General features: G+C 62.5%; 12 protein-coding genes. 6 read left to right on the top strand and 6 right to left on the bottom strand.

Features of this window, described 5'->3' with window-relative positions:
- Positions 1–451 precede the first annotated feature (451 nt).
- A complete protein-coding gene (locus tag FFS30_RS13545) occupies positions 452–3,229 on the top strand; it encodes a TonB-dependent receptor (RefSeq protein WP_137913709.1) in 2,778 nt (925 codons plus the stop codon).
- Positions 3,230–3,316: 87 nt separating this feature from the next.
- Here FFS30_RS13545 and FFS30_RS13540 read toward each other — a convergent pair whose 3' ends face one another.
- Positions 3,317–4,891, bottom strand: a complete 1,575-nt coding sequence (locus FFS30_RS13540) for a sulfotransferase (RefSeq protein WP_137913708.1) — start codon at positions 4,889–4,891, stop codon at positions 3,317–3,319.
- 497 nt (positions 4,892–5,388) lie between these two features.
- Between FFS30_RS13540 and FFS30_RS13535 the strand changes: the two genes are divergently transcribed.
- Positions 5,389–8,223: a TonB-dependent receptor gene (locus FFS30_RS13535; RefSeq protein WP_137913707.1), complete on the top strand. Its 2,835-nt coding sequence runs from the start codon at positions 5,389–5,391 to the stop codon at positions 8,221–8,223.
- Positions 8,224–8,263: 40 nt separating this feature from the next.
- On the opposite strand, the gene FFS30_RS13530 is transcribed toward FFS30_RS13535, so the two are convergent.
- The 4 genes from FFS30_RS13530 to FFS30_RS13515 form a co-directional block, all read right to left on the bottom strand.
- Positions 8,264–9,844, bottom strand: coding sequence for a sulfotransferase (locus FFS30_RS13530; protein WP_137913706.1), 1,581 nt, complete (start codon positions 9,842–9,844; stop codon positions 8,264–8,266).
- Between the two features lie 73 nt (positions 9,845–9,917).
- Positions 9,918–11,123: a fatty acid desaturase gene (locus FFS30_RS13525; RefSeq protein WP_137913705.1), complete on the bottom strand. Its 1,206-nt coding sequence runs from the start codon at positions 11,121–11,123 to the stop codon at positions 9,918–9,920.
- Positions 11,124–11,250: 127 nt separating this feature from the next.
- Positions 11,251–11,706 carry a PaaI family thioesterase gene (locus FFS30_RS13520; RefSeq protein WP_137913704.1) on the bottom strand — a complete coding sequence of 152 codons (456 nt, stop codon included), beginning with the start codon at positions 11,704–11,706 and terminating at the stop codon, positions 11,251–11,253.
- A 5-nt stretch (positions 11,707–11,711) separates the two neighbouring features.
- Positions 11,712–12,296, bottom strand: a complete 585-nt coding sequence (locus FFS30_RS13515) for a TetR/AcrR family transcriptional regulator (RefSeq protein WP_137913703.1) — start codon at positions 12,294–12,296, stop codon at positions 11,712–11,714.
- A gap of 105 nt (positions 12,297–12,401) precedes the next feature.
- Here FFS30_RS13515 and FFS30_RS13510 point away from each other — a divergent pair, with 105 nt between their 5' ends.
- From FFS30_RS13510 to FFS30_RS13495, 4 genes are all read left to right on the top strand, one after another.
- Complete coding sequence (locus tag FFS30_RS13510) at positions 12,402–13,655, top strand: acetyl-CoA C-acyltransferase (RefSeq protein ID WP_137913702.1); 1,254 nt, start codon at positions 12,402–12,404, stop codon at positions 13,653–13,655.
- A gap of 216 nt (positions 13,656–13,871) precedes the next feature.
- On the top strand, positions 13,872–16,697 hold the full coding sequence (locus FFS30_RS13505; RefSeq protein WP_249352445.1) for a TonB-dependent receptor: 2,826 nt from the start codon (positions 13,872–13,874) through the stop codon (positions 16,695–16,697).
- A 97-nt stretch (positions 16,698–16,794) separates the two neighbouring features.
- Positions 16,795–17,697: a MurR/RpiR family transcriptional regulator gene (locus tag FFS30_RS13500; RefSeq protein WP_249352443.1), complete on the top strand. Its 903-nt coding sequence runs from the start codon at positions 16,795–16,797 to the stop codon at positions 17,695–17,697.
- A gap of 95 nt (positions 17,698–17,792) precedes the next feature.
- On the top strand, positions 17,793–19,538 hold the full coding sequence (locus tag FFS30_RS13495; protein ID WP_137913701.1) for a serine hydrolase domain-containing protein: 1,746 nt from the start codon (positions 17,793–17,795) through the stop codon (positions 19,536–19,538).
- 85 nt (positions 19,539–19,623) lie between these two features.
- Here FFS30_RS13495 and FFS30_RS13490 read toward each other — a convergent pair whose 3' ends face one another.
- Positions 19,624–21,252 carry a serine hydrolase domain-containing protein gene (locus FFS30_RS13490; protein ID WP_137913700.1) on the bottom strand — a complete coding sequence of 543 codons (1,629 nt, stop codon included), beginning with the start codon at positions 21,250–21,252 and terminating at the stop codon, positions 19,624–19,626.
- Between the last annotated feature and the right edge of the window lie 3 nt (positions 21,253–21,255).

The following is a 21,255-nucleotide window of genomic DNA, read 5'->3' as shown; positions in this document are numbered from 1 at the left end:
ACGCGGTCTGCGTCACGCAAAATAAAACCCCGCTTCGGCGGGGTTTTTTGTTGCTTGCAGGCTTGCGTCTGCGGGCTTCGCAGTCGACGTGACGGGTCGCGAACTCGCGGCCACGGGCGCGGCTGCTAACTCCACCTACATTTCTTTACCTATTCTCGTTTGACAAGAAAATAACAATTTCATTATCGTGCGTCGGTCGGGGGTACGACACGCCATTCGGTGGAGCGGATGGCACACAGACGTTGAGGTCGTACTCACGATGTTTTCTCGTGCATCGAGCAAGCGCGCTCGCCGCGTTTCATCATCCGAATCTTGTCGGGCTTTGCCTTCAGGCTGCCCGTTTGCGTTCGTCGAGCCCTCCCCATCTGTTCTGTCCCGATTGCCCGGCCGCTAAGGCTGGGCTCGCGTCATGTTCCGAAAAATTTTTCCTACAACTATTACGGAGAGGGTAATGAAACAGCGGCTATTGGTGTCTTCGATCATTATGGGCTTGTGCGCGAGTCTCGCCACAGGCAGCGTTATCGCGCAGAACGCGGATCAGAACTCGGCAGGGGCCGATCAGAAAAAGAAAGAACCGGCAGAGCTGCAGAAGGTGGTCGTCACCGGCTCGCTCATTCCGCAGGCGCAGATCGAAACGGCCTCGCCGACGATCACCATCAGCGCGAAGGACATGCAGAAGCAGGGCTTCGCCAACGTCTACGACGCATTGCGGTCCATGCCGATTGCCACCGGCGCCGTGCAGGACGGACAGTTCCAGGGCGGATTCACCCAGGGCGCGCATGAACTGAGCCTGCTCGGCCTCGATCCGGGCTTTACTCTGACCCTGATCGACGGCCATCCAATGGCCGACTATCCGCTGCTGTTCAATGGCACGAGCAATTTCGTCGACTTGACCAATATCCCTGTCGGCATGATCGATCACATCGACATCCTGCCGGGCAATCAGTCCGCGATTTACGGCTCCAACGCCATTGCCGGCGTCATCAACATCATCCTCAAGCAGAAAGTCGACGGATTCGAGGTCGACTATCGCGTCGGTGGATTCTCCAACGGCGGTGGCCAGAGCCAGCGCCTCGAACTGCTCGGTGGACACGATTTCGGCAATCTCAGCGTCGTCTACGGTCTGCAGATCAGCAATACCGATCCGATCTGGGGCTACCAGCGCGACCTGACCGCTTCGCAGAACGCGAACCCGAATCCGGCCGGGCGCTTCGGGTCTTCCACGTTCGGCTACTGGTACTACGACAACAGTTTCGTCCTGCACCGCGTCGATCCCGGCGCTGCGACCTGCGCCCAGGTCGCAGGCAATTTCCACGGCACGACCATCTACGATCACAGCGCCAGCGGCTATTACTGCGGTAGCCGCTATGAAACCGGCTACGGCACGATCAACAGCCAATCGCGCCAAGCGTCCGGGTATCTGAAAATCACCGACCGCATCAACGACAATATCGAGCTGTACGGCAATTTGCTTTTCAACGCCAATACGCAGCATTACAGCGATGGGCGGCGCTTCTGGAACGTCACCTTCCTCAATCAAGACACGCAGCGACTGGAGCTATTCCAGCACATCTTCTCGCCGGAGGAGTCGGGTGGTCTCGGCGTAGGAATGATCCACGATTTATCGCGCACCTATAATTTCTACGGCGGCGCGCGCGGCGGCATCGGCGGATCCAACTGGAACTACGACGTTTTCGTCGACCGTTCCGGCGCCTACAACGACACCAAGGAGCTGTGGCCGCTGAAGGCACCGGTCACGAGCTTCTTCGAGCAGCAGTTCCTCGGGCCGAAGCAGGGCACATCTTCTGGCTATCCCGTCTACTCGCCGAATCCGTCCAAGTTCTACCAGTCGTTGACGCCGGCGCAGTACGCGAGCTTCCAGGGCCAGATCGAAAGCCAGTCCAAGACCTGGACGCAGCACATCAATCTGCAGGTGACGAACACGGATCTGTTCTCTCTGCCGGGCGGCTCGGCCGGTATCGCCGGCGTTCTCCAGCTCGGCGACCAGTACTGGAGCAATCCGGTGCAGGCGTCGCTGCAAAACGGCGACTTCTTCGGCCGCACCGGCACCGCGGGCAACGGCCAGCGCTCCAACTGGGCGGCCGCAGTCGAATTGCGCGCACCCGTCCTCAGCACCGTCACGCTTACTGCTTCGTTGCGCTACGACAAATACGAGAACGACGGCGGCGGTAGTTACGACAAGCCGACCTACAAGCTCGGCGCGGAATACCGTCCGGTGGACACGTTGCTGTTCCGCGCCAACTACGGCACCGCGTTCCGCGCGCCCGACATGGCCTACACGTTCGGCGGTAAGAGCGGCTCCTTCCAGCCGGGCCTGACCGACTACTATCTCTGCGCCACCAAGCAGCCGGGCGACATCACCAAGTGCTCGTACTACAACACGGTCGATCCATTCATCCAGCACCAGGGCAATCGCGGACTGCAGCCGGTCACGGCGAAGTCCTGGGGCGGAGGCCTGGTGTGGTCGCCGACCAGCGACCTGACCTTGAAGGCCGACTACTACAAGATCAAGATCTCCAACGAGGTCAATCTGCAGAGCGCCGACACGCTGCTCGTGACCGAATCGGCCTGCCGCCTCGGCCAACTCGACATCAACTCGCCGACCTGCGTCGACGCGTTGAGCAAGGTGCAGCGCGGTCCGCAAGGGCAGATCACGCAGATCAACGTACTGCCGATCAATATCTCCAACGAATCGGTATCCGGCATCATCGCGTCGGCGAACTACAAGCTCGACGTGGGCCGCTACGGCGACTTCCAGTTCGGCCTGAACTACAACGACACGCTGAAGCACTCGCATCAGACCTTCCCGGGCGATCCGACCTACAACAACTTCGACGACCCGTTCAACGCGAGCACGATTGAGTTCAAGAGCATCCTCACCGGCTCGGTCACCTGGGACATCGGCCCATGGTCGACGACCGTGTTCGGCACGCGTTACGGTGCGATCCCAAATCACAGGGCCTATACGGTCGGATCTTTCGTTGCCGGTGCAGGCCACGTCGCGCCGTGGATGATCTACAACGGCTCGGTGTCCTACTCTTTCAGCGACGATGCGACGATGAGCTTCATCGTCAACAACATCCAGAACTCGATGCCACCGAAGGATCCGACCTACACGTCCGTGCCGTACTACAACTATCAGGTCTACAACGTGTACGGCCGCTCGATGTTCCTCGAAATGAACGTGAAGTTCGGACGCAGCAAGTAAGCATCTCTTGCAGGGGGCGCAGGCCAAGGATGGTCTGCCCCTCAGAACTTCATCGGGACGAGGGCTGGCATTATGCCGGCCCTTTTTTTATGCGCGGCTTTCCGACAGCGCGCGACGCAAAGGTTCGAGCTGACGCTCGTAACGTCGCCATTCGGCAAGCGACCTGGCGTGAATCGGTTCACGCACCTGGGCGGCGCTGAGCGTTGCCACGGGTCCTCCCGCCGCGCTCATATCGAGACACTGCGGCTCCCAAGGCAGCTCGCAGTGAGCGAGTATCTTGCGCACGCTGGTCTCGGTATCGGACACGAGCTCGGCATAGGAGATGTCGAGAATCCGGCCGGGCATGACCCCGTGCCAATGCTGCATCAGGCGCTCGTAGCGTCGATGGTGCGCGGCCAGCGCATCGAACGAATAGCTGTACGCGACCGCATCGCCGAACAAGGCTTTGTAATTGGAAAAACACAAACCGACCGGATCACGCACGATATGCAAAATCGGCGCTTGCGGCAGCGCTTTGTGAATGAACCCAGCCAGAAGATAGTTCGGCGGCAGCTTGTCGATGAAATGACGTTTGCCGCCCGCGCGCCATTGGGTCTGGCTTAGATAGCGTGCACCGACGGCGGCGTAGTCTTGTGTCGCCGCACGCTGCAGCATCACCTCGTCGATCATCGCCGGACTGTGATAGTCGAATTGCCAATGCAGCTGGCGGGCGAAATCATCGAGTTCGCCCGCGCTGGCAACCATCGAATGATTGGCGAGGATGCGTTCGAGCAGGGTCGTACCGCTGCGCGGCATGCCGATGATGAAGATCGGCGACGGATGCTCGGCCGGTGTATTCGCCGAGTGCAGGAATTCCGGCGTGCAGGTCTGCATCAGCAGATCGAACAGGCGCTGCTCGGATTCGTCGTCGTGCGGCAGACGCTGACGCATGATCTCGTTGCCGCGTTCGAGTGCGCGCCAGGCGTTGTCGGCATCGTCGAGGTCGTCGAACTCCTTGAACAGAGCAAACTCGAGCGCCGCGTGATCCACGCTTCCGGGCTCGGCTTGCGGCAGGCGCGCCTGCAGATCCTGCAGATGATTCCGCTCACGCGACTGCTTGCGCAGGCGAGCCCGCGCGAGCGCAGCCCGACCGAAGCCGGGGCGCGCAGCAAGGCAGGCCTGCGCCTCGCTCTCTGCTTCCGCGATGCGATCGTTGAACATGAGCTGGATGCAGCGGAAGTAGCTGAAGTCGGGCGTGTTGAGCCCATGCTCGCGCGCTCGCTCGATCACAGCCAATGCCTTAGCGTGCTCGCCGATGGTTTGATAGGCGTGGGCAACGCCGGCAAAGTCCGCAATTGTGCGCAGTTCCATCGCGGCGGCGCGATCGGCGCAGGCGCGCGCGGCGACGACTTCGCCGATGCGCAATAGAGACATGATCAGCATATTGAGCGTCGCGATGTCGTCCGGCGCCGCATCGACGGCAGCCAGCAATTGGCTGCTCGCGGCACGCACCTGCCCTTTCGCCATGGCGATTCCGGCCAACACGATGCGGGCTCTGACATGCTCGGGAATCAGCTCGATCAGTTCCTCGAGCGTGCTCTTCGCATCGTCGAACTGGTTTCCCGCAAGAAACGTTTGTCCTCGGCGCCAAAGGCGCCCCTCGCGTGTGGTCAATTCGCGCACGATGGGTATCCGTTATGTGTTCTACAAAGGCGGCGGGCTGCCGTCCGATTCGTTTTTATAGCCCTCGACGCGTTGTGATTCGCCAAACGATTCCTTCTGGCCCTGCCGCCTCTGCCCGGCAAAACACGCATGCCGAAGAGCGATAACAGGTAAAACTCGGGATTAAATGCAAATTGCGCCACAATTTCGCCCTTTCTAAGACATGAATTTGACAAGAAAATAACAATTTCATTATCGTGCGTCGATCGGGGGTACGACGCGCCATTCGGTGGAGCGGGTGGCACGTAGACGCTGAGGTTGCGCTCACGATGTCTTTTTCGGCGTTGAACAAAAACGTTCGTCGCGACGCATCATCCGGCTGTGCTCGGGCCTTTCATCGGGCCTGCCCGATCATTTTGATCGGGTCTTTCTCGTCCATTTCGTCCCGATTACCCGACCGCTAGCGATCGGGCGTGCATCGTGTTCCGAAAAATTTTTCCTACTGCATGGAGAGGGCAATGAAGCAACGCTTGTTGGTGTCTTCGATCATCATGGGCCTGTGCGCAAGCCTGACAACGAACGGCGCGTTGGCGCAGAACGCAGACCAGTCCACTTCGGACAGCGGCAAGAAAAGGGAGACCACCGAACTGAAAGGCGTCGTGGTCACCGGCTCTTTGATTCCGCAGGCGCAGATCGAAACGGCGTCCGCAACCCTCAAGATCACCGGCGCGCAGTTGGAGAAGCAGGGCTTCGCCAACGTCTATCAGGCGCTTCGTTCGATGCCTCTCGCCACGGGCGCAGTTCAAGACGGGCAGTCGTCGGGCGGCGGCTTCACGCCGGGCGCCCAGGAAATCAGCCTGCTCGGACTCGACCCGGGCTTCACTCTGATCATGATCAACGGCCATCCGATGGCCGATTTCCCGTTCCTGTTCAACGGATCGAGCAATTTCGTCGACCTGACCAATATTCCCGCCGGCATGGTCGATCACATCGATATTCTGCCGGGCAACCAGTCCGCGGTTTACGGCTCCAGCGCGATTGCGGGCGTAGTCAACATCATCCTGAAGGACCGCATCGACGGCTTCGAGCTGAATGCCCGCGTCGGTAGCTATAGCAGCGGCGGCGGACAAAACCAGCGCCTGGAATTCCTCGGCGGGCATACCTGGGGCAATCTCGATCTGACCTTCGGCCTCCAGCTCAACAATGAAAAGCCGATCTGGGGCTACAACCGCGACATCACCAAGTCCACCAATTCGAACCCGGACCCCAACGGCCGCTACGGCCAGCGCGACTTTCTCTACATCAACTACGGCCCCAACTACGGCTCGGGAACCTATGTCGATCCCGGTCAAGCCACCTGCAGCTCGCTCTCCAATCTATGGGGCGGCACTACGGACTACGAATACCGCCAGAAACTGGGGTACTACTGCGGCAGCAAGTACGCCGCCGGCTACGGCACCATTTTGAACAAGAACCGCTCAGGTACGGCTTATATCAATCTGAAGTATCGGCTCGACGACGATACGCAGGCCTATGCCAACATGCTGTACAGCGTCGGTTCGGTGACTTTCTCGAGCGGTGCAGGTACGTGGGCGACGAACAACAACAATGCGTTCTTCAACTCGAATACGGGAAATTTCGAGCTCTTCCAGCACCTCTTCTCTCCGGAAGAAATGGGGGGATTGGGTCCGAGCCTGGACACGCAGCTGAGCCGCCAGTACACGGCCTGGGCCGGGATCCGCGGCAGTTTCGGAAAGAACTGGGACTACGACCTGTTCTACGCGCGCTCACAGGACAACGTCTGGGAAAAATCCCCGTGGCTCCTCGGAGCGAAAGCCGATGCCTTGTTTGAGCAGTTGTTCCTTGGCCCGAAACAAGGCACTCAAAGCGGCTACCCGGTTTATGCGCCCAACGTAAACAACTTCTACAAGCCGCTCACGCCCGCTCAATACGCCAGCATCAACGGCACGATCCGCAGCAAAAACGTCGCCTGGACGCAGAATCTCAATTTGCAGGTCACCAACACCGACCTATTCAGCCTGCCGGCCGGCTCCGTCGGCTTCGCCGGCGTCGCCCAGATCGGCAGCCAGGCTTGGAACAATCCCAACGATCCGCGCGTCGTCGCGGGCGATTTCTGGGGACTGACCGGAACGTCGGGTAGCGGCACGCGCAGCAACTGGGCCTACTCCGGCGAGTTGCGTGTCCCGATCACAAGCATGCTGACGGCCAATCTTTCCGCCCGTTACGATCAGTACAAGAACAACGGCGCCAGCAGCGATGATCGCCCGACTTACAAGCTGGGCCTGGAATTCCGCCCGACCGACGCATGGCTGCTGCGTGCCAGCTACGGCACCGCCTTCCGCGCGCCGGACATGGCTTATGTCTTCGGCGGGAAGAGCGGCTTTTACAACTACGACGTCAACGATTACTACCGCTGCGCGACCGATCCTAGTCAATCGGGGTTGCCCATCGATCAGTGCAAGTACGCGGGGCTGGCGGTGTTTGCCGAGCACTACGGAAACCGCAAGCTGCAATCGATTACGGCCAAGTCCTGGGGCTACGGCGTGGTCTGGTCGCCCAACTCTGACTTCGACATCAAGGCCGACTACTACAACGTCAATATTTCCAACGAAGTCCAGTTGCAAAGCATGAACGGACTCCTGCAAATCGAAGCAGCCTGCCGTACCGGACAGATCGACATCAATTCTCCGACTTGCGTGACCACGCTCGCGCAAATAACGCGCAACCCGCCAGACAGCGCCAACCCGAATGCGCTACAGCAGGTCATCGTACTGCCGATCAATATCGCGAAGGAGAAGGTGTCCGGCATCATCGCGTCGCTGGACTACAAACTCGATCTCGCTCGCTACGGCAGCCTCGCATTCGCCGCGCAGTACAACGTGACTTTGGAGCATCGCCTGCAGCAGTATCCCGGCGACCCGGAAATCGACATGCTGCGCAGCCCCTACTATGCCTTCAGCGAGCAAAGCGGCCCGCAGTTCAAGACCATCGCGAATGCGTCGGTGACCTGGGACATCGGCCCGTTTTCAACCACGCTGTTCGGTACGCGCTATGGCAAGACGCCCAACTACATCGCCGCGAGCAACTCGACCGGCTATGCGACGCCCGGTTCGGGCAGCGTCGCGCCATGGATCCTCTATAACGGCAGCATCAACTACAGCGTCAACGACGATATGCGCGTGAGCTTCATCGTCAACAACATCAAGAACTCGATGCCGCCGAAAGATTCCTCCTGGACGGTTTATCCCTACTACAACGCCGGCAGCTACAACCCCTACGGCCGGCAAATGTGGCTGGAATTCGACTGGAAATTCGGCAGAAGCGGTTCGTAAACGCAATTCATCGAGGCCGGCCAGTCCGGCCTCGATGCTTTCAGGCTTGCCCTGACGCAATACCCGGAGGCTCGAACCACGCTTCATAGCGCCGCCACTCGCCTTTCGCGCGATCGTGGATGCCCTCGCGTACCTGCGCCGTGCTCAAAGTCGCGACCGGCGCGCTGTTGCGCGAAATGTCGATGCAGCCTTCCTCGAACGGCAGGCCACAGTGATCGAGGACGCGTCGTGCCATAGCTTCGGGCGCGGCGACCAGATCAGCGTAAGCCACGTCCAATATCCGTCCCGGCATGACTTGATGCCAGTGCCGCATCACGCGTGCGTAGTGGCTGTAATGAGCGGCGAGCGCAGGCAGATGGTAGCTGTAGGCGCAGGCATCGCCGAACAACGCCTTGAAGTTGGAGAAGCACACGTCCATCGGATCGCGCGACATATTCAGGATGCGCGCGTGTGGCAACGCGCGATGGATCGCGCCGGCGAGAAAATAGTTCGCGGGTAGTTTGTCGACGAAGAACGGCTTGCTCTGTGCGCGCCACTGCGTCTGTTCGAGATAGCGCGCGCCGATATTGGCGTAGTCGAGGCCGGGCATGCGCTGAAGCAGCACCGCGTCCAGCATCGTGTTCTCGTAGTGATCGGCCTGCCAGCGCAATTGATGCGCGAAGTCGTCGAGTTCGCCGGCCGATGCGACTTGCGAATGATTGCCGAGGATGCGTTCGAGCAAGGTCGTGCCGCTGCGCGGCATGCCGATGATGAAGATCGGCTGCGGCCCGTTCGCGCGCGCACTTTCGCGCGCCGACTGCGCTTCCGCGTGAATGTATTCGGGCGTCGACAATTCGATCAGGCGTTCGATAAGCGCATCGTGCTGCGCGATGTCGTACGGCACGCGCGCCTGCATGATCGCGTTGCCGCGTTCGAGCGCTTTCCACGCGTCGGCATATTCGCCGAGATCGTCGAGTTCCTTGAACTGGGCAAACTCGAGCGCCGCGTGTTCGACCGTGCCTTTTTCGACCACACCGAAACGCCGGCGAATATCGTCGAGATGCTGAGTGGCCGAAGTCACCTTGCGCAGGCGCGCACGCGACAAGGTTGCGCGACCGAAGCCGGGCTGTATGCGCAGGCAGCTTTCCAGCTGCGTCGCGGCACTGTCGAGCTTGCCGTTGAAGATCAGTTGGATGGCGTGGAAATAGCGCAGGTCGGCGTTGTCGGAACCGAGTGCGCGTGCACGCTCGATCAGCGCCAGCGCGCCCTCGTGCTCGCCGGTGGTCTGCAGCGCATGCGCGAGCGCAGCGCAATCGGCGCCCGACAACGTAGGCACCGACCGCGCCTGTGCAACGCATTCGCGCGCGGCGACGACTTCGCCGACGCGCAACAGCGCGAGCGCGATCTTGCTCGCCATCTGCGGCGCCAACGGGCGGGTCTGCGCCGCCTGCAGCAACTGCGCCGCGGTTTCGCGCACGCGGTGCTCGGACAGCAGAAGGCCGGCCAGCAGCAGCCGCGCATCGAGGTGCGCAGGCGCACGCTGCAGCAGCGACTCGCAGGTTATGCGTGCGGCGGTCAACTGGTTCGACGCGAGATAGCGCTGTGCCTTGAGCCACAGCCGATCTTCGGACGCGTTCGTCATGCCTGTTCCGATATGCACAAAAAACAAAACCCGCCGCAGCGGGTTCTGTTCAATTCGATCACGGCGACTGCCGTCATGCGCGTACCGGAGCGAGCGCGTAGCCGCGCAGGCGTGCGGCGAACGACGCGAGCGCGTGGATGCCCGAGGCTTCGGCTTCGCGGCACCAGTCGGTCAGGCCGTTCATCATCGCTTCGGCGCCGCCGCTGTTGCGTTCGAGTACCGTCGCCAGGCGCGCGCGGAAATCGCAGACCGTGCGCAGAGTCGGACGATGTTCGATCGCCGCGAGCATCTTCTGGCGCGAATGCTCGTCGAGCCAGCGGCCGCCGTTGCCGAGGGCGCGACGCAGCGCGCGCGGAATCCCGGCGATGCCTCTGCCGGCCTGCTTGGCGTCTTCGTGCAGGGTCGGCGCGATTACGCCGCGGAAGTAGTCGCTCATCACCTCGAACTTGTGCGAGACGAGCGCCTTGATCGTTTCGCCGTCCGGCAATTGCACGTTCGGCCGCACGTCGAGCGTCGGCGCCACGCGCAGTACCTTGGCAAGGCCGAACTTGCGCAGCACGCAGATCACCGCCCAGCCGATATCGACTTCAAACTTGCGCAGCGCGAACTTGGCCGAGCTCGGGAAAGCGTGATGGTTGTTGTGCAGTTCTTCGCCGCCGATCCACACGCCCCACGGCGACAGGTTCGTCGCCATGTCGGAGGTTTCGAAGTTGCGATAGCCCCACCAGTGGCCGATGCCGTTGACCACGCCGGCGGCCCAGAACGGGATCCAGATCATCTGCAGGGCCGAGATCGCCACGCCCCAGATGCCGAACAGGGCGATGTTGACGATGAAGGTCAGAGTTGGGCCCCAATACGCGTGTGGCGTATAGAGATGGCGCTCGATCCAGTCGTCCGGGCAGCCCTTGCCGTACTTTTCCAGTGTGTCCTGTTCGAGCGAGGCGACGCGGTACAGGTCGACGCCCTTCCACAGCACCGCGTTGATGCCGAAGATCTTCGGGCTGTGCGGATCTTCCTCGGTCTCGCACTTCGCGTGGTGCTTGCGGTGCACCGCAACCCACTCGCGCGTGACCATGCCGGTCGACACCCACGACCAGAAGCGCAGCACGTGCGCAACGACCGGATGGAAATCGACACCGCGATGACAGGCGCTGCGATGCAGGTACAAAGTCACCGCAAAAATCGTCAGCTGCGTAACGATGAGGAAATAAATGACCTTGAACAGCCAACCCGCTTGCAGCAGGCCGCCGTTAAGAAAATTCAGAACAGTATCAAGCATATGTTTCTCTTCCAGCCCCGACCCCTAGGTTAGCTTGAGACTATAAAGCAGGCGAAGAGTTCACGCCAGTGAAGCGGCGTAGTCATACGCTTGTTTGGACGGGGTTTCCGGCGCGAAAAAGCAGGCCCTATGCCTGCCGCTCGAAGACCAGCAAGGTCGACGTCGCCGAAGCGTAGAGCTTGCCGGCGGCGTCCTTCAGGGTGGCCTCGGCGAACGCCGCGCGGCGGCCGAAACTGAGCACGCGGCCCTCGGCGCGCAGCTTGCCGGTGTCCTTGGTGATCGGCTTGTGATAGGCGACCTTCAGCTCCAGGGTCGTGTAGCCCTGGGTCGGCGAGAGCTTGGAATGCGCCGCGCAGCCGCAAGCCGAATCGAGCAGGGTCGCCGCATAGCCGCCGTGCACGGTGCCGATCGGGTTGTACAGATGCAGCCCGGGCGTGCTCTCGAAAACGCCGTAGCCGTCGCCCGCATCGACAAAGGTGAAATCCATCGTATCGCCGATCGGCGGGCGGCCGCCCATCGCAATCAGCTTCTGCAGTTGTTCGAGACCGGTCAGACCGGTGGGGAGTTCGGCAACGATATCCATGGGGTTCAATCCAGTTGAAAGCGAAATTTCAGGGCCTGGCGCGAATGCGCCAGGATCGAATCGGAGCGCGCCTTGTCCGGCTCGGCGCGCGCGATCGCAAGCGCACCGACCAGCTCGGCGAGCATCGAATCGGCCAGCGCTTCGGCATCGGCGCGGCCGATCAGGCGCAAGGTGCCGGCAAGAATCTGCTGCATGCGCTGCATGCCCGCGGCGAAGCGCTGGCGTAGGGCGAGGCTCAGGCGCGGCAGGTCGCCGGCCAAGGCCGCGAGCGCGCAGCCGGCGCCGCGTGCGTCGCGATGGCGTGCGGAAAGATAGAAGTCGATATAAGCGACCAGGCCATCGTGTGGGGACAGCCCTTGCGTTTCCTCGCGGATGCGCGCGCGGCTTTCCTCGAACATGCGGTCGATGGCCGCGCCGATCAGCGCGTCCTTCGAGGCGAAATGCGCGTAGAAACCGCCGTGAGTCAGGCCCGCCTTGGCCATGACGCCGGCCACGGCCACACGGTCCGGGCCGCGTGCGCGGATCGCCGCGGCGGCGGCGGAAAGCAGCCTGTCGCGGGTCTGTTGCTTGTGTTCGACGGAATAGCGCATGGCTTGAAAGCACGTTATATGATGACTATCATACTATGGCCGCGATCGGCCGCAAGCCTCCCCCGAGATGCGCTGCCTCGGCGACCCTCTCATTCGGAGCACGTCATGAACGACATCTTCCTCGCCCCCGGCCTGCGCACCCCGTTCGTCAAGGCGGGCGGCGTCTACGCCAAGCATTCCTCGATCGCGCTGTCCGTGCCGCTCGTGCAGGCGATGGCGCAGCGCGCGCGGCCGGATTTCGTCATCTGGGGCCAGGTCATCACCCACCCCGACGTCTCCAATATCGCGCGCGAAGTTGTGCTCGATGCGCAGATCGATCCGACCATCCCCGCTTTCTCGACCACCCTCGCCTGTTCGACCAGTTTCATGAGCGCGATCGAAGCCGGCGCGATGCTCGGCCGCGGCGGCGCCCATCTCGCCCTGGTCGGCGGCAGCGAATCGATGAGCCACGTGCCGATCGCGCTGAAGCAGCGCGTCGCCGACGAGCTGACTTTCCTGTTCGCCAAAGACCCCGCGGCGGCGGCCGAGCGCCTGAGCAAGATCGGCGCGGGCGATTTCAACCTGCCGACGCGCGGTTGGGCGAACCGCAAAACCGGCCGCTCGATGGGCGAACACACCGAAGACACGGTCAAGCACTTCGGCATCTCGCGTGCCGATCAGGATCAGCGTGCGCTGCTCAGCCACCAGGGCGCGATCAAGGGCCAGGACGAGGGCTTTTTCGACGATCTGATCCTGCCGTTCGACGGCGTCGGTGCCGACAACCTGCCGCGCCGCGACACCTCGATCGAGAAACTCGCCAGCCTGAAGCCCGCGTTCGATGCGCAGCACGGCACGATCACCGCGGGCAATGCCTCGCCGTTGACCGACGGTGCCGCCTCGCTCTGGGTCGCCGACCGCGAAGGCCTCGCCCGCCTCGGCCTGCAGCCGACGGTGAAACTGGTCGACTGGGAACTCGCCGCGATCGACTACATCAACGGCGACGAAGGCATGCTGATGGCGCCCGCGCGCGCGATCGCACGCCTGCTCGCGCGGCACAAGCTCAAGTTCGCTGACGTCGCCTCGTGGAACGTGCACGAAGCGTTCGCCGCGCAGGTCGTCGCCAACCTGCGCATGGCTGCCGATGCGACCTATCGCAAGGAGCGCGCCGGTATCGACGCCGACCTCGGCGCCTTCCCGTGGGAGCGCGTCAACCCGCATGGCGGCTCGATCTCGATCGGCCATCCGTTCGCCGCGACGGGCGCGCGCGTGCTGAGCCAGGCGGCGAAGGAACTCGCTGCATTGCCCGTCGGTGCGCGAGGTATCGTCTCGCTCTGCGCGGACGGCGGCACGGGCACGGTCGGGCTGCTCGAACGCGTCTAAAAAAACTCCTCCAACGGAAACCGAAAACCCGCCGCGAGGCGGGTTTTTTCTTGCCTGCTCATCTCGACGCGCCGCACGCACGCCGTTCATCCGAGCGCCGACAACGTTTGACAATAAACTGACATTTGAATATTGTTGAAATTAAAATAACATTTGCCGCCGCGCTTCCAGCACGAGTCAGGCATCGGCTTTCTACAAAAAAACTGGGAGAGGGCAGTGAAACAACGAGTACTCGTGTCATCGATCCTGATGGGCCTCGCTGCGGGCTTCGCATGCGCCCACGCGTTCGCGCAAACCACCGACGCTTCCGCCGCGGACGGCGCGAAGAAAAAGGAGACGACCGAACTCGGCGGCGTCGTCGTCACCGGCTCGCTGATTCCGCAGGCGCAGATCGAAACGGCCTCGCCGACGATCCAGATCAGCAGCGTGCAGATGCAGAAGCTCGGCTTTGCCAATGTCTACGAGGCGCTGCGCAAGATGCCGCTCGCCAACGGCGCGGTGCAGGACAGCCAGTCGACCGCCAACTTCACCCCGGGCGCGCAGGAAATTTCGCTGTTCGGCCTCGATCCGGGTTTCACCCTGATCATGATCAATGGCCATCCGATGGCCGACTTCCCGCTCATGTTCAACGGCATGAGCAATATCGTCGACCTGACCAATATCCCGACCGGGATGGTCGATCGCATCGACATCCTGCCGGGCAACAACTCGTCGATCTACGGTTCGAGCGCGATCGCCGGCGTGGTCAATATCATCCTGAAAGACCGCGTCGAAGGTTTCGAACTCAACCTGCGCACCGGCGGCTACAAAGGCGGCGGCGGCGAGAATCAGCGCCTGCAATTTCTCGGCGGCCACAGTTGGGGCCAGCTCGATCTGACCTTCGGCGCGGAGCTCAACAACCAGCAACCGATCTGGGGGCGCCAGCGCGCGTTGACCCGTTCGACCGACGCCAATCCCGACCCGAGTGGCCGCTACGGTGTGCCCACGTTCGCAGTCGACAACTACGGCCCCGACCTGAGCGACGAGCTTAAAAACTATCTCGACCCGGGCGACGCCTGCGGATCGCTGAAAGGCTTGTTCAATGGCACCACCACGCGCGATTACCGGCCGAACCACGGTTATTTCTGCGGCAGCAAATATGCCAACGGCTACAACACGATCAACAACAAGCACCGCTCGGCGATCGCCTACGCCAATCTCAAATACAAGCTCGACGAGGAAACGCAGATCTACGGCAATCTCGTCTACAGCCTCAGCAAGGTGACTTTCAGCTCGAACTCGGCGTCCTGGAGTTCCAACGGCGGCCAGCCGCTCTACGACCAGAACACCGACAATTTCGAAATGTTCGAGCGCGTCTTCTCACCCGAGGAAACCGGCGGCCAGTGGCCGATGCTCGAATCGCAGATCAGCCGCACCTACACAGCCTGGGCCGGCATCAAAGGTGTGCTCGGCAAAGGCTTCGACTACGACCTCTACTACTCGCGCTCGCAGAACAACGTCGCCGACAAGAGCCCGTGGCCGCTGACCAAGCCGATCAACGAATTCTTCGAGAAGCAATTCCTCGGCCCCAAGCTCGGCACCACGAGCGGCTATCCGGTCTATGCGCCGAACATCGCCAATCTCTACAAGCCGCTGACGCCCGCGCAATACGCGAGTTTCAACGGCGTGATCCACAGCAAGAACTCCGCCTGGACGCAGAATCTCAACCTGCAGATCACCAACACCGAACTGTTCAATCTGCCCGCGGGCGCGGTCGGTTTTGCCGGCGTCGCGCAGATCGGCAGTCAGGCCTGGAGCAATCCGAACGATCCGCGCGTGATCAACGGCGAATTCCTTCAGCTCGCCGGCACCTCGGGCGGCGGCACGCGCAACAACTGGGCGTTCGCCGGCGAATTACGCGTTCCGCTGACGAGCATGCTGACCGCCAATCTCTCTGCGCGCTACGACCAGTACAGCGAGCACCGCGGCGGTACCGATGCGCATCCGACCTACAAGCTCGGCCTCGAATTCCGCCCGAACGACGCCTGGCTGCTGCGCGCCAACTACGGCAACGCGTTCCGCGCGCCCGATATGTCCTACGTTTTCGGCGGCAAGAGCAGCGCGTACCAGACCTTCAACGACAGCTACCTGTGCCAGACGCGCTATCCGGGCACGCCGATCGACCAGTGCCCGTACGCGCGCGAAAGCATCCAGACCGTGCACTACGGCAACCAGAATCTGAAATCGATCACGGCGAAGTCATGGGGCTACGGCCTGGTCTTCTCGCCGACGCCCGACTTCGACGTCAAGCTCGACTACATCAACATCAATATCTCCAACGAAGTGCTGCTGCAAAGCGTGAACGGCACCCTGCAGCTCGAAGCCGCCTGCCGCACCGGCCAGATCGACATCAAGTCGCCGACCTGCGTCGCCACGCTCGCGCAGATCGTGCGCAACCCGGCCGACAGTGCCAACCCGAACGCGTTGCAGAGCGTGACCGTGCTGCCGATCAACGTCGCCAAGGAGAACACGTCGGCCATCGTCGCCTCGCTCGACTACAAGCTCGACATCGGCCGCTACGGCAGCCTCACTTTCGCCGGGCAATACAACGTCACCCTGAAGCACATGATGCAGCAGTATCCGGGCGAACCGGCGATCGACATGCTGCGCAGCCCGTACTACGCATACACCGAGCTGAGCGGCCCCCAGTTCAAGACCATCCTTAACGGTTCGGTGACTTGGGACGTCGGCGCGTGGTCGGCGACGCTGTTCGGCATCCGCTACGGCAAGACACCGAACTACATCGCGCAGAGCAATACGACCGGCTTCGCCACGCCGGGCGCCGGCACGGTGGCGCCGTGGATCACCTACAACGGCAGCATCAATTACAACGTCAACGATGCCATGCGCCTGAGCTTCATCGTCAACAACATCAAGGATTCGATGCCGCCGAAGGATCGCACCTGGAACGTCGCGCCGTTCTACAACATCGGCAGCTACAACCCGTTCGGCCGGCAGGTGTGGCTGGAGTTCGACTGGAAGTTCGGCCGCGCCGGCAAATGAAGGAGCAGCGACACGCGCCGACCGCCGCGGCGCGTGTCATTCGCGCGCGGCGATGTTATCTTTCTGTCATCGTTGAGGACAGTACAAGGACGCGCCTGTGCCGCGGCAAAAACCCAAGGCGGACCAGAGACTCTTCGCCCAGATCGAAAGCGAAATGGACCAGTTCACCGAGTCCGAACGCCTGATCGCGAACTTTCTCCTGACCAATCGCCAGGGCATCCCGTTCGAGACGGCGAATTCGCTCGCCGCCAAGCTCGCGATCAGCCCGGTGACGGTAGGCCGCTTCTGCCGCCGCCTCGGCTACCGCAACTTCCGCGAACTCAAGAACGCGTTCAAGTTCGACGTCGCCGTCGCGCCGTGGCCGATCGGCGACGGCCTGCGTTCGGTGCTCCAGGCCGGCTCGGGCCAGCCGGCGCTGCAGCGCGATCTCGACCTCAACATCGCCGCGCTCGTCGAAGTCTACCGTCTCGCCGGCACGCCCGAATGGCAGGCCATCGTCGAGCGTCTCGCGCACGCGGCGAACCTGCATGTGGTCGGCTTCCAGACCGAGCGCGGACTCGCCGGCCATTTCGCTCACCTGCTGCAGTACGTGCGTGCCGGCGTGCGCGTCACCGATCTTTCCGCGGGCCATTTCTCCGAGATCCTGCTCGACGGCACCAAGAACGACTGCGTGGTGATCGTCGAGACGCGGCGCTATTCGCGCCAGGCGCAAACTCTCGCGCGGCATTGCCACGATCTCGGCTTGAACCTGGTCATCGTCACCGACAAATACTGTCACTGGGCGCGCAAATACACTTCGCACGTACTCGCCCTGCCGACCGAGAGCGGCCTGTTCTGGGACACGATGCTGCCGATCTTCGCCGCGCTGAGCCTGCTCGCCAACGGCGTTGTGCTCGAACTCGGCAGCGGCGTCGAGAAGCGGCTCGCGCAATTGTCCGAGCTGTATCAGGAATTCGTCGGCCACATCGGCCAACCCGGGCGCAAAGAGCCGGGCTCCTGAGTTTTCGCTGCACAGATCGGCAAGCATGACTTTTGCCGGTCGAGGCGAGGATTCGTGCGCGGGAATAATCGTCCTTTGCCCCGCGCAGGACTGTCATGCATCGCCGTACGTTCATCCATAGCTCCGTGGCAGCCGCGGCGGCGGCCGTTCTCGGCGCTTGCAGCAATCACAGAGCGGACATCGCCGCCGATCGCAGCGCGGCTTTGCGCGGATTCGTCGCCGAGCGCATGGCGCGCGGCAAGCTGGTCGGCGCGAGCGCCGCTCTCGTCGAAAACGGCAGACTGGCCTGGGCCGAAGGCTTCGGCTTGGCCGACCGAAACGCGGGCGCGGCCATGTCGCCGGCCACAGTGGTCGGCATAGGCTCGGTCACGAAGACGTTCACTTCCCTCGCGATCATGCAGTTGCAGCGGCGCGGGTTGCTCGACATCGACGTGCCGATCACGCGCTACGTGCCGCAGCTGCGCATCGGCACGCGCGGCGCCGATCTGCAGCAGGTGACGGTGCGTTCGCTGATGAACCACACCTCGGGCCTGCCGACCGACGTGTTCAAGTACACGGAGCTGGAGAAGGCGCGCTATACCGACGTCGTCGATCTGCTCAACGACACCGAGCTGGCGGCGTGGCCGCAGACGATCGGTCTGTATTCCAACATCGGCTACAGCCTGCTCGGCGTCGCGATTCGCAACGTCAGCGGCGAGGACTACCCGGATTACCTGAGGCGGCACGTCCTCGCGCCTTTGAACATGTCGCACTCCGGTTTCGCCGGCGACGCGGCCCTGTCGCCGCTGTCGGTGCTCTACTATGCCGACGGCCGCACCGCACCTGCGTTCGAATTGCGCGATCAGCCCGCCGGCGGCGTGTATTCCAATGTGGAAGACCTCTCGCGCTACGCGATCGCGATGATGGATGCGTGGCACGGCAAATCGAACGCCGTGATCGACGCCGACAGCGTGCGCCTGATGTTCACCCCGTCGAACGAGAACATCCTCGTCGAGAGCAACCGCAAGGGTCTCGGCTGGTTCACCTTCCGCAACTCCACTGCGTTCGCCATGTACCACGCCGGCAGCACGGGCTTCGCCAATGCGGCACTGCTGCTGTTCCCGCAGACGCGCGACGCGGCGGTCATTCTGGTCAACACCGTCGGCGGCGACCGTCTTGCCAACGAATATGCGTTCGACAAATTGAAAAGCCACGGTCTCAAAGTGGAGGACATCCGTCCGGTGCCACGACTGCCCGCGCTCGACAAACAGGCAACGCCCGTCGTGATGTCGGCCGAGATGCTCAAACAATGCGCCGGCGCCTACGCGCGCAAGCGCGACTTCGCTCTCGTCTCGCGCGACGGCAACGATCTGCTGCTCGTGGACGGCGACGAAACGTTGCGTCTGAAGAGTCTGTCCGACGGCAGTTTCCAGCCCTTTGCGACCGCGGCGACGACGACCCAGTCCGACCTCGACGGCGTGCGCTACCGCTTCGCCGACGCCGGCCCTTACCACGTGCTGTTCCGTATCGACGCGGACGGCGTGTGGCAGCAAGGCTATCGTCAGCCGGACTCCGCGACCGCAGTCGCATGGCGCGAACGGATCGGACGCTACGAGCTGTTCGGCTACCAGATCCAGGGCAACGAACGCATCGTCGCCGCCGAGATCAACGCGTTCGACACGCACCAGCCGCGCCTGCAACTGGTCTACAACACCGGCAAATTTGCGTACCCGCTCATCTTCGGCAGCGCGACGCATGCCGTGACGGGCGGACTCGGGCCGCAGACCACCGGCGAAGTCGTGCGCTTCAGCGACGACGGCAGCCAGCTTTTTTACTCCGGGCTGACCTTTCGCAAGGTCTAAGCCGAACGCAGCGCGAACCGCCGAAAAGCAGGATCGACAGGGCGTAGCGGTCGCGCGCCGCGCCCTGTCGATGCCATCTTCATCCTCAATGCGTTTTGCTGAAAACGACCCCACGCAAATCGGGCGTGAGCAGAACGGCGCTGCCGTCGGCGCGGAACTCGATCAAGCCAGCATGCCCGGCGCGGAACTTGTTCTCGGCGACCGGACGCAGCCGTGTCGTTTCCGTACCGAGCTTGGCCGTGAGCCCTTCCTTGCCCCCCGTCACCGTGAAGCCGATGTCGGCGTCGTCGCTGAAATAGCTGCCGACGTAAGGCTGCAGCGATTTCGGCTGCCACGGCTTGAGCAGACTGTAGACGTGCGGATCGATATCGAGGACGACGCGGTCGTTCGCAGGAAAAGCGACGTAGGCCATCTCCTCACCGCCGCTCAGCGGGTAGATGTTGCCCTGCCCCGCGCCGATCACGCCCTTGGCCTCGGACGAACGGATTTCCAGCCCCGACTTGCCGCGGCGCACTTCGAGCACCCCGCCGACGTCGTTCGCGTAGATGCCCGGCTGCACGGCGGATGCGGCGACGCCGGCGTGACGTTTGACGTTCTCGTTCGGCGGCGTGTCGGCGGTCGGATTGACCGGGCCGAGTTTGTCGCCGAGCCAGAGGTCGGCGAGCTTCGTCGTGTATTCGTGCGACTCCGCCTTCGGCGCGTTGCACAGTACGGCGACGCCGACGCCCTGATCGGGAAAACGCATCAAGTAACCGTGATAGCCGGCCCAGCCGCCCGAGTGCTCGATCGAGCGCAATCCGCGGTAGTGACCGACGTTGACGCCCATCGCGTAGTTGAGCTTGTCGCCGTTGTTGAGCACGCCGGTCTCGCTCATCTTTTCGACCAAGGCGCGGCCGCCGACGCGGCCGGTAGCGAAGTTCTGCTCCCACAGCGCTAGCTCGCGCACCGTGGTATGCACCTGGCCGTCGCCGGTCGGCTCCCAGGCGGATTCGTCGATCGCATAGCCGCCTTTGCCGTCGTCCCTATAGCCGCGCGCGAGCGCGGGCAGGTCGACCGGATAGTGATCGACGTAACTCGTCTCGCGCATGCCGAGCGGGCCGAAGATGTGTTCGGCGGCATAGTCGCGCATCGTCTGTTTCGACGCGCGTTCGACGACCACGGCGAGCAGGACATAACCGGTATTGCTGTAGACGTGTTCGCTGCCCGGCACGAAATCGGTGCCGCGCTGGCGCGCCATCAGTTTGAGCGTATCGTCTTCACTGAGCTTGTCGGCATAGTCGATACCCTTGATGTTGGCGAGCAGGTCGTAGTCGCGCAGACCGCCGGTGTGATGAAGCAGGTGGCGGATCGTCACCGGCTGCGCATATTCGGGCAGTTCGGGCAGGAACTTGCGGATCGAATCGTCGAGCGACAACTTGCCCGCCGCTTCGAGCTGCAGGATTGCGAACGCAGTGAACTGTTTCGAGATCGAAGCGATATTGAACAGCGTATCGGGCGTGATCTTGCGCTTCGTCGCCAGGTCGGCGTAGCCGAAGCCCCCGGCCCAGAGCACGCGGCCGTCGCGCATCACGCTCGCGGCGCAACCGGGCTGCGGCTTGCCCGTGGTCAGTTCGGTGAAGATCTTCGCCGACGCCGCGGCCGGATCGGCGGCGGCGTGTGCGGAAGCGGCGAAGGTCAACAATGTCGAAGCAAAAGCAGCGGCGGAGCAGCGCATGGT

Origin of the sequence: Rudaea sp. 3F27F6 (assembly GCF_005503555.1) — a bacterium.
Taxonomy (GTDB): domain Bacteria; phylum Pseudomonadota; class Gammaproteobacteria; order Xanthomonadales; family Rhodanobacteraceae; genus Rudaea.
The sequence above is the reverse complement of the archived record's forward strand: the minus strand, read 5'-3'. Positions and strand labels throughout refer to the sequence as shown.

Coding starts and splice junctions, on each gene's coding strand:
- FFS30_RS13545 (WP_137913709.1), top strand. CDS start 452: ATGAAACAGCGGCTATTGGTGTCTTCGATCATTATGGGCTTGTGCGCG.
- FFS30_RS13535 (WP_137913707.1), top strand. CDS start 5,389: ATGAAGCAACGCTTGTTGGTGTCTTCGATCATCATGGGCCTGTGCGCA.
- FFS30_RS13530 (WP_137913706.1), bottom strand. CDS start 9,844: ATGACGAACGCGTCCGAAGATCGGCTGTGGCTCAAGGCACAGCGCTAT.
- FFS30_RS13525 (WP_137913705.1), bottom strand. CDS start 11,123: ATGCTTGATACTGTTCTGAATTTTCTTAACGGCGGCCTGCTGCAAGCG.
- FFS30_RS13520 (WP_137913704.1), bottom strand. CDS start 11,706: ATGGATATCGTTGCCGAACTCCCCACCGGTCTGACCGGTCTCGAACAA.
- FFS30_RS13515 (WP_137913703.1), bottom strand. CDS start 12,296: ATGCGCTATTCCGTCGAACACAAGCAACAGACCCGCGACAGGCTGCTT.
- FFS30_RS13510 (WP_137913702.1), top strand. CDS start 12,402: ATGAACGACATCTTCCTCGCCCCCGGCCTGCGCACCCCGTTCGTCAAG.
- FFS30_RS13495 (WP_137913701.1), top strand. CDS start 17,793: ATGCATCGCCGTACGTTCATCCATAGCTCCGTGGCAGCCGCGGCGGCG.
- FFS30_RS13490 (WP_137913700.1), bottom strand. CDS start 21,252: ATGCGCTGCTCCGCCGCTGCTTTTGCTTCGACATTGTTGACCTTCGCC.